This window comes from Clostridium amylolyticum (assembly GCF_900142075.1).
GTDB classification, from domain to species: Bacteria; Bacillota; Clostridia; order Clostridiales; family Clostridiaceae; genus Clostridium_AA; species Clostridium_AA amylolyticum.
Genome location: NZ_FQZO01000003.1, coordinates 113,814 through 130,589, shown reverse-complemented (window position 1 = coordinate 130,589; position 16,776 = coordinate 113,814). Strand labels below are relative to the sequence as shown.

Sequence of the window (16,776 nt, the reverse complement as noted above, 5' to 3'; positions counted from 1 at the left end):
AAGGCTAATTACATCTAATTAACCTTAAACTTAAACTAAGGTAGTACTATTTAGTTATTTCTTCTACTTTTTTCTGAACATCATCTAATATTTTGCTAACATCAGCATTTTGTTGAGCAAATATAGATTCTAAACCTGCTGCCACTTCTGAACTAACTTCTGGCCATTTTTCAGATTTAACTAAGGATGGTCTCTTTGATACGGATCTTTCTAGCATAGTATAGAAAGGTTTTATTTGAGCATCATCTAATAATCCTAATTCCTTAGCCACAGATTCTCTTACTGGCATTTCTATTTTTTGTAGTTTCTTTGTTGATTCTTTAGATGTATAGAATTTTATAAATTCCCAAGCAGCATCTTGATTCTTTGAACTTGTAGTTACAGAAAGAAAAGCTGCATGTACTGCACTCATTCCATTACCATCTTTAAAACCAGGCATAGGAGCTATTCCTAACTTTAATCCTGTATCATTTATTGAAGGTATGAACCATTTACCCATTTCTGCAAAACCATATTTTCCTGAAGAAAACGCCTGGCCAAAATCATCTCCAAGGTTAGCTGCAAAAGCTACCTTATCTTTATAAACCATGTCATGCAATGCTTGTAATACTTCTTTATTATTTCGGCTATTTATAACAGGCTTACCTGCATCATTTAACCATTCACCGCCATTGGACCATAAGAAAGATTCTAGAGCATATGGATCAGGGTTATAGTAAAAATAAAATCCATAATTGTCTCCTTTAGTTATCTTTTTGGAAGCTTCTTTAAAATCATTAAAATTCCAGCTATCCTTTATTTCCACTCCTGCTTTTTCAACTAAATCCTTATTATAGTGAATTGCTCTGGTAGAGAATCCTATTGGCATTCCATATATTTTATCTTTCATATTTGCGTAATTAAATAATGTGCTATAAAAATCCTTTTTATCCTCTAGCTTATCTATGTAGTCATTTAAAGGTACTAAGCTTTTATAATAAGCAGGAAAATTCCACATTTTAACAACATCTGGTGCTGTTCCTGCGCCAATAGCAGCTGCTAGCTTTTGGTCAAAAGCAGTACCGTAAGTTTCTAGCTTAACTTCAATTTTTTCTTGAGAATTATTGAATTCCTTTACAATCTCTTCCTGAACCTCTACCGCAGGACCTGAGTCACCAGTGGCATACTTTAAAACGATCTTGCCATCTGTTACTTTTTCACTTTTGTTAGCATTTCCTGAAGAACATCCAACCAAAGCTGTTCCAACTAAAGTTACACAAAGAAGTGCTTTGATTCCTTTTACAAAGTTTCTTTTCATAAAATATTCCTCCCCTTATTTTTATACAAATTATTTTAATTACTTTCTACCTTTATTATAAAAAAATGCAGGCCTGTAAAGGACTACACTATTTTTGTATTTACTATAAAATTTTTATATTTTTTTGAAATTCTGATGGTGTTAAATTCGTTACTTGTCTAAAAACCTTAAAAAAATAGTTATAATTTGCAAAACCTACCATAACACAAATCTCTTTAATAGAATACTTTTTTGACTTTATTAGCTCCTGTGCACTTTTAATCCTATGCTTATTTAAATATTCCACAAAATTTTCTCCTACATCTTCTTTGAATATTTTACTTAAATACGCAGCATTAACACCTATAAAATCTGCTGCTTCTTGCAGGGATGCCTGTTTTGAATAATTTTTTTCAATATAATTTATACACTTAACGGTATATTTACTATAACTAGCATCCAGAAGTTTATTTATTTTATTAACATTAGAAAGAATAGTGACGTAAAATGAAACAATGAGCTCATTTATGTCTTCAATAGTTTCGTACTTATAAATATTTCTATAAAGAACATTCATATTATACTTCCCAGTGTCAATGTTAATTTTATAATCTTTAATTACGTCATTTCCAACATTTAACATTTCAATTGCAGTTAACTCTATAATCTCAAAGGGGTATCTTTCTTCTTTATATTTATTAAAAAGCAAGTTAATGTCATTTAATAAACTGTCATCTCCTTTTTTAAGTTTGTCAATAATTTCTCTTTTGTTAAAGTCAAAATTATTTTTTATTACCTGTACACCAGTGCTTCTTTCAAAAGCGTTATATACTTTTCCTTTACCTTCAAAAAACTTCTTTTTTAACTTATTCTTAGCATTTGAATATACCTTTGATATATCTGTTAAGTTATTACAGCAATTACTTATACTAATGGAAACCTCTATGTTTAATAACCTTTCTAGATTATCACTTATTCTTTCAGCATACTGAGATGCACCATTAATGGTATATAGATTGCTCTTTTGGTCTGAAGACATGAAAATAACATATTCTCCATTCCTTAAATAAATTATTTCTTTTCTTTGAGTTTTCTCTAATACCTTTGATATTATGTCAAAAGCAGCATCTTTAAATATTTTCTTATCTTTATCATCAAAATCTTCTGTTATTACTCTATAATTATCGATTTCGCAGATAATAATAATTAAATTACCATAATCAATATTTAAATCATAATCCTTGAAGTTTTTTATAATGTTATCTTTGCTAACCTCTCCTTGAAGAAGTTCAGTTAAAAATTCCTTTTTTAAAAGTACCTTACTGCTTTTAATAAGCTTGTCTCTCTCTAATTTAGTTACTTGCAAACTTTTATTAGTTAAAATTCTTCTCTTAGCATTATCTAACGCGGATTTAAGTGTTTCTTCATTTAAACTATACTTTAAAATATAGTCAATAGAGCCTTCTTTTAAGCTTTCTTTTACATAATAGAAATCTTCATAACTGCTTATGGCAATAATTTGAATATTAATGTTAAGTTTTTTTACCTCTTTTATTAAATCTATTCCGTCCATTTTAGGCATTTTCATATCAGTAATTAAAATATCCACTTCATTATTTCTTGAAAATTCTAATGCTTCTTTAGCGCTGGTAACATCTTTAACCACTTGATAGTCAGATTTTAAGAATAATATAAGTTGCTTTATTTTAGTTAACACTAACACATCGTCATCTACCAATAAAATATTAATCATTAGTATTCCCCCTTATGTAAGGTATTAATAATTCTACAGTGGTAGAGGTATTTAATATACTTTTAATAGTAATGCCATATCGATGTCCAAAATTCATTTTAATTCTCTTATCCACATTGGCAATTCCAATACCAGTAAAGTTTTTATTTTCATCTTCCATTTTAAAACCTTTTCCATTATCTATTATTGTTATCCTTATATCCCCTTCTTCTATTGCACCCTTAATATAAATAACCCCTTTTACATTTTCCGTCATATCTTCAAATCCATGAATTATAGAGTTTTCAACTATAGGTTGAAGTATAAATTTTAACACCATACATTCCATAATATCCTCATCCACATTAATAAAACACTGAATATTATCTAAATGTTTATATCTATATATTTCTAAATAATGCTCTATATATTCTATTTCTTTTTTTAAGACTATTAGTCCATCCTCTTTACCCATACTTATATGCAATAGCTGCATTAAGGAATTAACTAACCTTTCTACATTGGTAACCCTTTGTATATAACATAAATCCTTTATGGTGTTTAACGTGTTGAATAAAAAGTGCATATTTATTTGCCCCTGCAAAGCTTTAATTTCCAGATTTACCTTTTCCTTTTCATTTTCCTTTATATTATTTAAAAGGTTCTGTATTCTCTCTGTCATTTCATTAAATGAGTGACCCAGTTCTCCTAGTTCATCCTGACTTTTTATATTAACCTTTGCCTCCAAATTGCCTTCGCTAAAAGACCTCATTCCTTCACTTAATATTTGAACGTTTTTACTTATTTCTCTAGAAATAAAATTTACTAAAAATACTAAAGCCCCCATACCAACAAGTATTAATACAAGTATGTTATTCAATGTTTTGTTAACATCTGCAAACATTTTTTTGGTTGGCACCACTGCTGTTAATTTGAATTTTGTATAATCAGAATTAAATTTTATTACTAGATATTTTTCCCTCTTTATATTTGTTAACTTATATCCGTTTTCTTCAATCTTTATCGTTTCAGTTTCTAATAAAAGATTTTGGTAATCATCAGTAAAATTCTTATATATATTATCTCCTTTATCATTCTTAATAAATAGCAGGCTATTTTGAGGTAGATTTTTATCAAAAATTTCTTTCAAATAATCATAAGACATTCCCACTATAGAATATCCAATTATCTTTTCATTATAAATAATATTTCTTATAATAAATATTTCCTTTACATTGTTGTATTTATCATAATAGGGGACAATTATCCTTTCTAAGCCCTTATCTTTTAGTGTATTATAAAAACTTTGATTTAATATATAATCATCATTAATTGAGCTACCTCTTTTGTAAATATCACCCATGGTATTGCTTATTACAATGGTAGATATATAATTTCTGCTGCCATACAAGCTATCCATGTATTCCTGCAATTTTTTTTCGGACTGTATTCTAAGATAAGCATCATCCCATTTATTGCTAATAACTCTGCTTACTTTTAAATTATTAGCAGAAATAGACATACTCATATAATCCAAATCTTTTATGGCTTTCTCAAAATCCTTATTTCTTTCCTCTACCAAAATCTTTGTTGATTTAAAAACTTCGTCTGTAATCATGCTTCTGCTTTTAAAATACCAAATATATGATACCCCTAATGAACTTATAAATAACACTAATAGCAAGACAATAAACATTTTCTTTCTAAACGTTTTCTTCATATTTACACTATCCTTAACAATAAAATTAATAAAACTGTATATTAAAATACATACAATTATTATTGTATTATTTAAGAAAATATTATCACTTTATTAATATAGTGTCCAATAAACTTCGACAAAATATAACATAATATTCACTTTGTAAAAACTAAAAAATACTTAGTAACAACATTTTCATACTATCATTTAAGAAAAAAACTGCAAAGAGCATTAAAACTCTCTACAGTTTCTAAAGATACACTATTATTAAATTTTAATAGTATGTTCAAAAAAAATTGTTTTTATAACATAATTATATTCTAATATATAAATATTTCTTACCGTTATAGTATTATTCTCACTTTACTAAACTCCTAAGTTAAAATTCTATACAGATGTCCATCCACCATCTACAAAAAGAGTTTGCCCAGTAGTATAGCTGGAAGCATCAGAAGCAAAATAAATTACCGCTCCATCTAGCTCTCCTGGTTTTCCTGGTCTTCCTAAAGGAACTAAGGCATTATACATCCTAAGGTTCTGTTCCTCAAATAAACCATCTTTAGTCATTTCAGTTTCAAAGAGGCTTGGTCCTACAGCGTTTACTGTTATACCAAATTTACCCCAATATGCAGCTAAACCTCTGGTAAGGTTTACAATAGCACCTTTAGAAGCTTGGTATGCATGTACAGGTGAAGTCTTGCTTCCTGTAATTCCATAAATGGATGCTAAGTTAACTATTTTTCCGTACTTTCTCTCAATCATAACCTTAGCCACATGCTTTGTCATAAAGAATACACCTTTCACATTGGTGTTATACACTTTATCCCATTCCTCTTCAGTTATGCTATCCACGGCTCCTTCTGCAGCTACCCCAGCATTATTTACTAGGATATCTATTTTACCAAAATGATCTATTATCTCTTTTACTGCAGTCTTAACATTTTCTTCATTAGTTACATCACATTTTACAGGAAGTACCTTTCTACCCATAGCCTCAATTTCCTTACTCAGCTCTTCCAGCTTCTCATATCTCCTAGCAAGTATCGCTACATCAGCACCTTCTCTGGCAAAAGCCCTAGCTAGCTGTGTTCCAATACCACTGGAAGCCCCAGTAATTATTGCTACTTTTCCTGTTAAATCAAACAAACTACTCATAACACACTCTCCTCCTTTTAATACCAAAAACAGTAATATTGAATTTTTATTAACTATATATAGTTAATATGTAATTATTTCTATAAAAAGTTAATCTTTCCTCTTATATTATACCAATATACGCAATGTTCACAAACATTTTAAATAGTGTGTTTTATGATATAGCAATATATGTCACTACCCCAGGGGCACTACCAAAAAAAGGTAGTGCCCCTGGGGTAGTGACATTAATTGGAACACACTTGCAAAATATGTTTCATATGCTATACAATCTTAAATGATAACAATAATAATAATTACCTGTTCTAGTTATTGTAATAACTAATTATTTTAAGCAAGAATTATCTTCAGGAGGGATATAAGTGGGAGAAAATATAGTGAAACCAATATATCAGCAAATATCTATTGATATTGCAAGCAGAATTGCTAATGGAGAATTTCCCATGGGCAGTAAGATTCATGGAAGGTCTACTTTAGCTGGACAGTATAATGTATCTCCAGAAACTATAAGGAGATCTGTTAAGCTTCTTGAAGATATGGAAATAGTATCAGTGAACGCCGGCAGTGGAATAACAGTAAAATCAAGAGATGAAGCCTTTAAATTTATTGGAAAGTTTAAAAATATAGATTCTATAACATCTTTGAAGAAGGATATGTGGAATCTCATAGAAGAAAAAAACAAATTAGATGAAGAGCTTAAATCTTGCATTAATAAAATAATAGATTATTCAGAACGCTTTAGAAATTCAAACCCTTTTGCTCCTATAGAGGTGGAAATTCCTAACACTTCACGCCTCCTTGGAAAAACCATTGGTGAATCTAACTTTTGGCAAAATACCGGCTCCACTATAATAGCCATAAAAAAGGATGGTAAAATAATATTGTCCCCTGGCCCTTACGCAGAACTTAAAGCTGGCGATACCTTGGTTATGGTGGGGGATGAAAATGCTTATGAAAGAGCGGTTAAATATTTAAATGATTAAAATGAAATTATGATTTAATGAATATAGAGATAATAGGTAATAAAAATTATAAAGCATTCCTTGGGCATTTATTATATGTCCAAGGAATGCTTGTTTTATATTATAATTAAATATTTATTTATCCTTCCATGCTTTGAGGGTAGGTAAAATATTTGATATATACTTTCTTGCTTCAGATTCCTCCATTCCTCCTTGTACCATGTGAGGAACACAAATTTCTATCATTTCTTCCATGGTAACCTCTGAGGTAAATTCACCTTTCTGAAAACAATAAGTGCAGTAATCCTCATTTTTTGAACCATCAAGGTTCGTCCCCATTAAGCTAACATCCTCCATAGGCATTGCACAACTTTGACATATTTTAGTGTCCATTAAAACTCCTCCTTATATTTAAAATTTATTTTGTTATGCTTATTATAAAGGAGGTAATAAGACACCCTTATGTCGTAATTAAAATAATTATTTGTATTTGCTAAAAACATTTTGACTTCTTATCTTAATGAATTCTCGTATATGCTGAGGTTCCATCACTTCTACAGCTTCGCCAAAGCTTAAAATCATACTATAAACCCACTCATCTTCCGGGTATTCTACAGTTGCATAAATATATCCATCCTCTTTGAACACTAATTCTTCTATTTCAAAATAGTCATCTAATCTATTTAATGCGCTGTGATTAAACTTTAATACTAGTGTTACCCTCTTTCTATTATCTTCATAAATAATATTAAGCTCAGGTAATTCCCTTTCATAGAAGCTCTCTACAAGTATTTTTAACTCTCTTATTCTGGATAGCTTAAACAATCTAAAGTCCTTTCTTAAAGTACAATAACCGTGCAGATACCAAGTGTTAACCTTTAAAATCAAAGCTCTTGGCTCCACTTTCCTTTGGGTTTTACATCCGTTAATATCCATATAATCAAACTCAATAACCCTTTTATCATTTATAGCCTTTCTTAACATATCTACTTGACTCTTTCTTCTTTCGCTGTTCCCCCAAGGGCTAAAATCCATAATTAAGTTAGACCTTGTATCTATCTGAGAATTGGTTTTTAAAAGCAAAAGTTTGTCCATAATATCTTTAAAGCTTTTGTCTTCATAAGCTTTGTATACACCATTAAGTGCAGTGAGAAGTAACTCCTGCTCAGTATCTGAAAAATAACTTTTACTTATAAGGTAATCCTCCATGATACCATAGCCCCCATTTTGCCCCTTATAGGATACTATGGGTATTCCAGCAATACTTATAGCTTCAATATCCCTTTGTATAGTTCTAACCGACACTTCAAAATACTCTGCTAGTTCCTTTGCAGTAACCCTTTTATTATTTAGCATTTTAATAACTATAGCCAGTAGTCTTTCTACTTTCATCTTTTACACTCCAAATCTTAATAATAATATAACTAATTTCATTTTTATAATAAAACAATTCTATATTTTTCTATACTTTCCTTTGAAATACTGAAAATTTCCTAATGAATTTGAAGTTTATACACAAAAAAGCCCTTTTTTTGCTATTATCATCATTTATTCTCCTTATTCTAGATTGTACAAATATGAATGGAATTTTACAATATGACAACTTTATGATATCATTAGAGTTGTCGGTTGGGATTAAATGGAGAAGCTTACATGGTAGTAGATACTTTTAATAGATAATTTTATAAGGAGGACAAGATGTTAGAGCTAAAAAATGTGTCAAAGAAATTTAAAAATAAAATTATACTTAACAATATTAATCTTAAAATAAATCAAGGGGAATTAGTGGTGCTTATAGGGCCTAGTGGATGCGGAAAAACTACCACTTTAAAAATGATTAACAAACTGGTAGTACCAACCTCAGGAGAACTTTTAATAAATGGAAAAAATATAAGTCAAGAAGACACCATCCAGTTAAGACGAAATATGGGGTATGTAATACAGCAGACAGGTCTTTTCCCACATATGACCGTGGGAGAAAACATAGGTCTCATCCCTTTTATTCAAAAGTCTCACAGTGAAGAAATTAGAAAAAACACTGTAGAACTTTTGAAAATGGTAGACATGGATCCTGAAGAATATATGGATAGATATCCTGCAGAGCTTAGCGGTGGCCAGCAACAAAGAATTGGAGTGGCCAGAGCCTTTGCCACAGATCCTGACATCATTCTTATGGATGAGCCCTTCAGTGCACTGGATCCTATCACCAGGAGTCAGCTTCAAGATGAACTTTACAATCTTCACCATGAGCTAAAGAAAACCATAGTCTTCGTAACTCACGATATGGATGAAGCCTTAAAACTAGGAGATAGAATTTGCATAATGAAAGATGGAGATATTATTCAATATGATACTCCTGAAAATATTTTAAAGAAGCCTTGTAATGAATTTGTGGAAGAATTCGTAGGTAAAAATAGAATATGGAATCAACCTGAATTTATAAAAGCTAAAGATATTATGATACCTAATCCTGTAAAAACCATAGGAAACAGAACTTTACTTCAAGGATTAGAAATAATGAAAAGCAACAAGGTGGATAGCCTTTTAATAGTAAATAAAGATCAACAGCTTCAAGGTATTGTAACTTTAAAATACTTAAGAATGAAGCAAGAAGATAATTTAAAACTATCTGAAATAATGGAAACTAATTTTGAAACAGTTTCCATGGAAAACTCTATTATAGACATAGTAAATGTACTTAATGAACATCATTTAGGATATATCCCCGTAACGGACAATAAAGAAAAATTGGTGGGACTTATTACAAAAAGTAGTCTTTTAGCAGTTATGTCCAACCAGTATATAGACCAGGAGGTAGGAGTTTAGTGAATTTTATTACAGCAACCAATGAGTTTTGGAGTTTTATAATAACTAGAAAAGCAGAAATATTTAGATTAATAATTGAACACATTGAATTAACTTTTATGGCAGTTTTATTTTCTCTTGCTATTGGTATTCCTTTAGGAATATTAATTACAAGAGTTAAAAAACTTGCAACACCAGTTCTTGGATTAGCCAGCGTTATACAAGCAGTACCCAGCATGGCTCTTTTAGGTTTCTTAATACCAGTATTAGGTATAGGAAGCAAACCTGCTATAGCTATGGTGTTCTTATATTCATTACTGCCCATAGTAAAAAATACTTATACAGGATTAATGAATATTAACCCCGATACTTTAGAAGCAGCAGAAGGTATTGGATTAACTAAAGGACAAATACTGAAAATGATACAAATTCCTTTAGCCCTTCCAGTTATAATGACTGGAGTGAGAATTTCAGCAGTTACAGCCGTTGGCCTTATGACCATCGCAGCCTTCATTGGAGCTGGCGGCCTCGGATACATGGTATTCTCCGGAGTTCAGACAGTAAATAATAATATGATTTTGGCTGGAGCTATACCAGCATGTTTGCTTGCTTTACTCATGGACTTTATAATAAGTAAAATTGAAAAAGCAGTTACACCAAAAGGAATAAAAACAGCAGATGGCACCATAAAAGTTGGTGGCAAAAATAAATTTTCTCTAAGCAAAGGTCCTGGCAGCAAGGTTGTACTTGCTATTATAAGTATAGCAATAATAGTTGTTACAGTAGGCTTTTACGGCAAAAAAGGCTCTACTATAGTAATAGGCTCAAAAAACTTTAATGAACAGCTGATTCTAGGACACATGTTAGCTAGTTTATTAGAAAAAAATACAGACTTAAAGGTAGATAGAAAAATGAACTTAGGGGGAAGCAGTGTGGTTTTTAACGCTGCAAAGGCAAAAGAAATAGACGCTTATGTAGAGTATACAGGTACTGGATTAGTAAATATAATGCAGCATGGTCCTGTAAATAGCCCTGATGAAGCTTATAAAATTGTAAAAGATCACTTTAACGAAAAATATAACATTACTTGGCTAGATCCTTTAGGCTTTAACAATACCTATGCTTTAGCAGTAAAAAAAGACCTTGCAAGTAAATATAATTTAAATACAGTTTCAGACCTATCAAAAGTTTCAAAGGATCTAATTCTTGGCTGTACTATGGAGTTTGCCAATAGAGAAGATGGTTATTTAGGTATGAAAAAAGCTTATGACTTAAACTTTAATGATGTAAAATCCCTAGATGGCGGTTTAAGATATAATTCCTTAAACAATAATCAAGCTGATGTTATCGATGCTTTTGCTACAGATGGATTATTAAAAGCTTTTGACCTAAAAGTATTGGAAGATGATAAGGAATTCTTTCCACCATATTATGCAGTTCCTGTGGTAAGAAATGAAGTATTAGAAAAACATCCGGAAATTAAAACAGAATTTAAAAAACTTTCTAATGCCATTAGTGAAGAAACCATGAGAGAACTAAATTATAAGGTGGACAAATTAGGTGAAGACCCTAGGAAAGTAGCTGATGATTTCTTAAAAGAAAAGGGAATGATTAATTAATTTAACATTGGACACTTATATATAAAAAAGCATGATTCATTAACTTAAAATTTGCAACTTATATAGAAAAAACATGACCTATTAATTTAAACTTTGGAACTTAGAATGAAAGAAGGCTTATCCTTATTACGAGATCATAAGGGTAAGCCTTTTTATTATTTATAATTACTAAAACTTTTACCACATTCTAAGTTTAATATTAGAAGATAAGAAATGTAGATGCAATTCTACGTGCTAATACCGACAATATTCTAAGTTAAATATTGGGTGATAATCCCTTTTATTGCTTTTGATTTTTTAAAATTTATAACATTCTAAATTTAATACAGGCATATACTAGAAGTTAAACATTTGATTCATGGTTTAAGCGGCTTAAAATACTACCTTTGTGGAAATATATTACCTGAGTCTACCTTCCATTTACCTGCTTCCTTTACTAAAACTATATTGGAAGTTATATTGCCATCCTCTGACTTTACAAAAACCTTAACATTAATATAATTATCATTATCCTTACGATTTAAAACTTGAAACTCTCTTTCAGCATCATATAGTCCTTGTAATGCTAGTACATATACCTTGCCATCAACTACTTTTATGCAGTCCTTTTCTATTTTAGATTTATTTAGAAAGGATATTGAATAATGATTTCTTAATGTTGCTATTATTCTATTATAGGTCAAATTTTTATCTTTGGCTCTGCAGAAAATTCCATCATCTATTCTATCATTATGGTCAATATTCCTGTTGAAAAAGTTAATAGAAGTTAAATATGCATCTTTAACAATTTTAACCACCTGTTCATCTGATAATTCTTGTTTTATTTCTACAGGCTTTGTTGGAACTATCTCGGAAGGTTTTGAGTTTGTTGAATTTGAGCCCTGGGTTTGGAGACTTTTTCCTTTAGCCTTATCTTCAGCACTTTTTTCTTTTAAGTTTTTAGATTCATTAATCTTATCTATTTCATTTCCCGAAGCTTTTGTATCCTTTGATTTGCTTGTATCTTCTTGGTTTAATTCTTGCATCCTAAGCATTTCTAGTGAAAGTTTTTTATCTACAGAAGTTAAACTTAAACCTGAATAGCTAGTTTTTTTTGTATATTGTGCATTATTATATTCTTTGGTTTCCTTTAGTAACTCGCCTTTGCTGCAACCAACAAAAATAAAAATTAAAATAAATAGATAAAATATTTTAGTTTTTTTCGTCTTCACTGTATAATCCCCCCAGGATATTATTCATCATGATATTATATTAATAGATACGGATTTAATTGATTAAAAACATTAGAAAAAACCACTTTTTTATCACAAAATATCTTAAAAAAATACTTATTTCACCTTTATTTAAATTCTTGCCCTTTGGCATAAATCTATACAACTAAATAAAAAATAGAAGTGACCTCAAAAACTGAAGCCACTTCTAAAATATCTTCATTATGCTCTTCTAAAACTTTAGTGAATCTCCCTATTTGATGATCTATATGAGTTATACTTCCACAGTAAGTAGCTTTTCCATATCATCCTTAAGCTTTCCGCCTTCTATCCCACCTATACCCATGTATATCTTGGAGCATTTATCTTCACTTCCTAAGGAATCTCTAACCTTATCCACTGTAGAACAAATATTTTTCACTGCCTCTTCTCTATCTATAAATATATTTCCGAATCCACCCAAAGCCCTGACAAGTTCCTCGCCTTGGCTATTATAAGCTATTACCTCTGTTTTTGTTCCCCCAGAATCTACTCCAATAACATAATTCATCTCAATACACTCCTATTATTATTGTATTTATAAAATCGTTTATCCCCAATAAATTTTAACATCTTTTTCCCTTCATGAAACTATTTATATTCTGTTATTAAAAATGTTAAGAAAAATAGGAAAAATAATACATACTTCTTCTGTAAATTTAATATGTATTATTATGTTCTAATTCTAAGTGCTATGTAAACAACTTAAAGTTTATTGGAGGTGTATAAATGGATAATCAACAACCTAATGCTGAATTTACCAAGGAAGACATATATAAAAATAAAGGCATGGCTGTATTAGCATACATTATATTTTTAATTCCTCTTCTTGCTGCCAGGGAATCAAAGTTTGCTAAATTTCATACCAATCAGGGTTTATTACTTTTTATAGCAGGAGTCGCACTTAATATAATAAGTCAAATTATGCCTGCAATGATATACTTAATACTTGTACCATTAGCTAATTTAGCCATATTTGTTCTAGCCATCCTAGGAATTATTAATGCCGCCAAAGGCGAGGCCAACCCCCTACCTCTTATCGGCGGCATAGTTATACTAAAGTAATAGGTAATAGATAATAGGTAAGAAGTAAGAAGTGATAAGTTGTAAGTTATAAGTAATAGTTAATAGGTAATAAGTGATTTATTATTATTATTTTTTTATATGCATAAAAGAGAAAAGCATCCCTGATGATCCCACTTTATGGAACCACCCCTGGGGTGCTTACATTTTATGTTATCACCCCAGGGGTATCTCCACTATTTTCCATCATTTGTTTAACATTATTTCTAATATTGCCTTGTCAGTTTTGTCAAATCCGTTGGCTACAAGGCTTCCTATATTTTCTATGGTCTTTTCCACATCATCATTTATGATTCCATCATTGCTACAGGGCTCTATATTACTCATGGCTAATATAGAGCATTGAATGGCAGCATTAACAGCTGTTGCTATTTTTAAAGCGCAGGTAGATTTTGCTCCATCGCAGATAATGCCTGAAACATCTGCCAGCATGTTTTTTATGGCGCATTTTATATTTTTAATATCTCCACCTAAAAGATAGGTCATAGCTGCACTTGCTCCTGTGGAAGCTGCTATGCCTGCACCGCATATGGGGGATAATCTTCCCATATAACCTTTTATATATATGGTAATTAAGCTACTTATAGCTAAGGCTCTGGCTAATTCTTCTTCGCTTTTCCCTAATTCTTCAGCCAGCACTACAGAAGGTATAATACAAGTAATTCCTTGGTTGCCGCTTCCTGCAGTAGTCATTATAGGAAGTTTGCAACCAGACATTCTGGCATCAGAAGCAGCAGCGGTTGCTGCAACGATTTTGTTTATTAAATTATTACCTAATGCATTAAATTGTGTGGACTTGCTAATTTTATTTCCCACTTCCAGTCCGTAAGGTTGATTTAATCCTTCATCAGATACCTTCTTATTCATTTCTGCACCATTTAATAAGAATTTTATATCTTCAAAGCCTACATTTACTGCAAAATTATATATATCTTCTATGGAAAATAGCTTGTCCCCGCTTGCACATTCCTTGCTTAATTCTGTACCCTTACTCTCTTCCTCACTATTATCAATAATAGCTTTAATAGGTAATTCTTCTATTTTATTTAATTTTTCTTTATTATCTTCACTATCTTCATATTCAAATATCTTTACACCGTTATGTTCTATAAAAACTATATTAGTGTGCTCATGCTTTATAATCACTCTGGAGATGTTACTTTTGTATTTGCATATAGCTTCGATAAATAGCTTTTCCTCAGTATCGCTAACTGTTATTTTAATCCTTTCTTCTTTAACAATATTTTTAGCCATGAGCAGCTGTTCTTCCGTTAAATCTGAAAGCAACTGAAGTCCTAAGCTAGAGTTATTGCATACTGCTCCTAAAGCTGCTGCTATGTTTATCCCCGACATTCCTGTACCTGGTATTCCTACACCTAAAGCATTTTTTATTATATTTACACTTAAATTTAGTTCTATTATTTCTGGTAGCTTTCCCAATACTTCTGCACCTTTACATACAGCATAGGCCACTGCTATAGGTTCAGTACAGCCTAACGCAGGTACAACTTCTCTTTTTAGCATGTTTAAATATTCAGCAGTTTTATTCATATAACCACCCCTTATAACTAATAGTGATTTACATATACTATTTACTTATCTTTAGCTATAAATCTAAGTTCCTACAGAGTTTACAACACTTCAAATTTATGTGCATATGATTTCTCTGGATTTTAATAGTATCCAATTTATTTTAGCTTAAGCTTACAACCTTAATTTATACTCAATACTACTTTTTTCTATCAATTTTAGTATAATAGCGATATAAAGTAGCTCTTTAATATTTATTCAACAAAATTGGTGGGAAAAGAGCACTTTATAGCTCTTACCTTTAATAGTTTGAATTTTTTCTACTACTCTAATTATAGTGTAGAAAAGCCCCCATGTATACGTATACAAAATAATATATATTTTCCACAAACTAAATAATATTATTGATTGGAATATTATACATGACACTAATAAATAAAATATCAAAAATCACTAGTAATAATTCAGCATTAAATAAAAAAGACAACTTTTAAGACACCCTTCTCATTATATAATTAAGCAGATATACCAAATCTTTGATTTGGTATGATCGCTTACTTTTTTGTAATTCCTAAAGACACATACATTAGGAATATTATTTGCATGGAAATAAGCACCCCTGGGGTGGTTACATTTTATACCAGATACAAGCTCTAGTATTCTATTCCTTTTCTAGCCATAATACCTTTTTCTGCATAATGCTTTATGTCTTTCATTTCGGTCACTAGATCTGCTTTATTAACTAGCCATTCTGGGGCATTTCTCCCTGTAAGGATAAGCTCCATTTCTATAGGTTTTATATCAATTAAATATATTATCTGTTCTTCTGTTATAAGTTCATTTTTATATGCTCCTAGTATTTCATCCAAAATCAGCACCTCACAGGAACCTTCTCTCATAACCTTTACTATAAAATCATAAGTTTCCTGAACCTCAGCTTTTAAAATCTTTTTCTCTTCATCATTTAAATTCCAAAAGAAGCCTTTGGTTTTTTGAAATCTAAACAATTTAAAATATGGCTCTAATAGCTTTAAGCTATCTAATTCTCCTGTGGGTGTATTTTTTAAGAACTGAACCATATATACTTGACGCTTGTACCCAGCAGCCCTTACTCCCAGACCTATAGCGGCTGTGGTCTTACCTTTTCCATTGCCTGTATATACTTGAATATAACCTTTATTCATGCTTGTCCCTCCCTAATTATTAAAGTGCTCTTATTAATTACCAATATATTTTTATCACTCTCTGTTAATACACTAGCTGAATATATAAAGCTTCAGTATAGTCCTTATAATTACATGTTGCTTGTTCACATGCAGGTACAGCAAAATATAACGGTGGACCAGTATTTGCTTATACTTACACATTTCTTGTCCGCATACCCGCACTTTACATAATACTTGTCCATATATGCATCCTCATGCTTTAAAAATCCCTTGTACATATCCCAATATTTATACTTCTTATAATGCTTGTCCACATATTTATACTTTTGATAATGCTTGTCCATGTGTCAATATATCCTTTTGAATCTTGACTGAATGTAGATATGTCCTTTAAGAACTCGTCCATGTGTGGACATATATCCTATAGGCGCTTTCCTATGTTCCCACTTATATTATATAGATCTTGTCCTTATGTAAATTTATAAACCTCTTAATT

15 protein-coding genes are annotated in these 16,776 nt (G+C 30.7%); 4 read left to right on the top strand and 11 right to left on the bottom strand.

Features of this window, described 5'->3' with window-relative positions:
* Window positions 1-46 precede the first annotated feature (46 nt).
* The 4 genes from BUA82_RS07995 to BUA82_RS07980 all read right to left on the bottom strand — a co-directional run bounded on the left by BUA82_RS07995 (window position 47) and on the right by BUA82_RS07980 (window position 5,865).
* A complete protein-coding gene (locus BUA82_RS07995; protein ID WP_073006433.1) occupies window positions 47-1,297 on the bottom strand; it encodes an ABC transporter substrate-binding protein in 1,251 nt (416 codons plus the stop codon).
* Between the two features lie 103 nt (window positions 1,298-1,400).
* On the bottom strand, window positions 1,401-3,029 hold the full coding sequence (locus tag BUA82_RS07990; protein WP_073006431.1) for a response regulator transcription factor: 1,629 nt from the start codon (window positions 3,027-3,029) through the stop codon (window positions 1,401-1,403).
* On the bottom strand, window positions 3,022-4,728 hold the full coding sequence (locus BUA82_RS07985) for a sensor histidine kinase (protein ID WP_073006429.1): 1,707 nt from the start codon (window positions 4,726-4,728) through the stop codon (window positions 3,022-3,024). Before BUA82_RS07985 ends, BUA82_RS07990 begins: the two co-directional genes overlap by 8 nt.
* Before the next feature lie 369 nt (window positions 4,729-5,097).
* Entirely contained in the window at window positions 5,098-5,865 is a 768-nt protein-coding gene (locus BUA82_RS07980) for an SDR family NAD(P)-dependent oxidoreductase (RefSeq protein ID WP_073006427.1), read from the bottom strand.
* A gap of 362 nt (window positions 5,866-6,227) precedes the next feature.
* On the opposite strand from BUA82_RS07980, the gene BUA82_RS07975 reads away from it, so the two are divergent.
* Window positions 6,228-6,848, top strand: coding sequence for a GntR family transcriptional regulator (locus tag BUA82_RS07975; RefSeq protein WP_073006425.1), 621 nt, complete (start codon window positions 6,228-6,230; stop codon window positions 6,846-6,848).
* 114 nt (window positions 6,849-6,962) lie between these two features.
* On the opposite strand, the gene BUA82_RS07970 is transcribed toward BUA82_RS07975, so the two are convergent.
* On the bottom strand, window positions 6,963-7,220 hold the full coding sequence (locus tag BUA82_RS07970) for a zinc ribbon domain-containing protein (protein WP_073006423.1): 258 nt from the start codon (window positions 7,218-7,220) through the stop codon (window positions 6,963-6,965).
* An 87-nt stretch (window positions 7,221-7,307) separates the two neighbouring features.
* On the bottom strand, window positions 7,308-8,219 hold the full coding sequence (locus tag BUA82_RS07965; RefSeq protein ID WP_073006421.1) for a helix-turn-helix transcriptional regulator: 912 nt from the start codon (window positions 8,217-8,219) through the stop codon (window positions 7,308-7,310).
* Window positions 8,220-8,525: 306 nt separating this feature from the next.
* Between BUA82_RS07965 and BUA82_RS07960 the strand changes: the two genes are divergently transcribed.
* Together BUA82_RS07960 and BUA82_RS07955 are read left to right on the top strand one after the other, a co-directional pair.
* Entirely contained in the window at window positions 8,526-9,653 is a 1,128-nt protein-coding gene (locus tag BUA82_RS07960; RefSeq protein WP_073006419.1) for an ABC transporter ATP-binding protein, read from the top strand.
* 8 nt (window positions 9,654-9,661) lie between these two features.
* Window positions 9,662-11,251 carry an ABC transporter permease/substrate-binding protein gene (locus tag BUA82_RS07955; protein WP_073007141.1) on the top strand — a complete coding sequence of 530 codons (1,590 nt, stop codon included), beginning with the start codon at window positions 9,662-9,664 and terminating at the stop codon, window positions 11,249-11,251.
* A 380-nt stretch (window positions 11,252-11,631) separates the two neighbouring features.
* Here the strand turns inward: BUA82_RS07955 and BUA82_RS07950 are convergent, their stop codons facing one another.
* On the bottom strand, window positions 11,632-12,462 hold the full coding sequence (locus BUA82_RS07950; RefSeq protein WP_073006417.1) for a hypothetical protein: 831 nt from the start codon (window positions 12,460-12,462) through the stop codon (window positions 11,632-11,634).
* 274 nt (window positions 12,463-12,736) lie between these two features.
* Window positions 12,737-13,012, bottom strand: coding sequence for a hypothetical protein (locus tag BUA82_RS07945; protein ID WP_073006416.1), 276 nt, complete (start codon window positions 13,010-13,012; stop codon window positions 12,737-12,739).
* Between the two features lie 218 nt (window positions 13,013-13,230).
* Between BUA82_RS07945 and BUA82_RS07940 the strand changes: the two genes are divergently transcribed.
* Window positions 13,231-13,566 (top strand): magnetosome magnetite crystal formation protein family, encoded by a 336-nt coding sequence (locus BUA82_RS07940; protein WP_073006415.1) that lies wholly within the window; start codon window positions 13,231-13,233, stop codon window positions 13,564-13,566.
* Window positions 13,567-13,770: 204 nt separating this feature from the next.
* Here the strand turns inward: BUA82_RS07940 and BUA82_RS07935 are convergent, their stop codons facing one another.
* The 3 genes from BUA82_RS07935 to BUA82_RS07925 form a co-directional block, all read right to left on the bottom strand.
* The gene (locus BUA82_RS07935; protein WP_073006414.1) at window positions 13,771-15,135 is read right to left on the bottom strand and encodes an L-cysteine desulfidase family protein; all 1,365 of its coding nucleotides are present in this window, start codon (window positions 15,133-15,135) and stop codon (window positions 13,771-13,773) included.
* Window positions 15,136-15,767: 632 nt separating this feature from the next.
* Complete coding sequence (locus tag BUA82_RS07930; RefSeq protein WP_073006413.1) at window positions 15,768-16,298, bottom strand: cob(I)yrinic acid a,c-diamide adenosyltransferase; 531 nt, start codon at window positions 16,296-16,298, stop codon at window positions 15,768-15,770.
* A 125-nt stretch (window positions 16,299-16,423) separates the two neighbouring features.
* The gene (locus tag BUA82_RS07925; RefSeq protein WP_073006412.1) at window positions 16,424-16,624 is read right to left on the bottom strand and encodes a hypothetical protein; all 201 of its coding nucleotides are present in this window, start codon (window positions 16,622-16,624) and stop codon (window positions 16,424-16,426) included.
* Window positions 16,625-16,776: the final 152 nt, after the last annotated feature.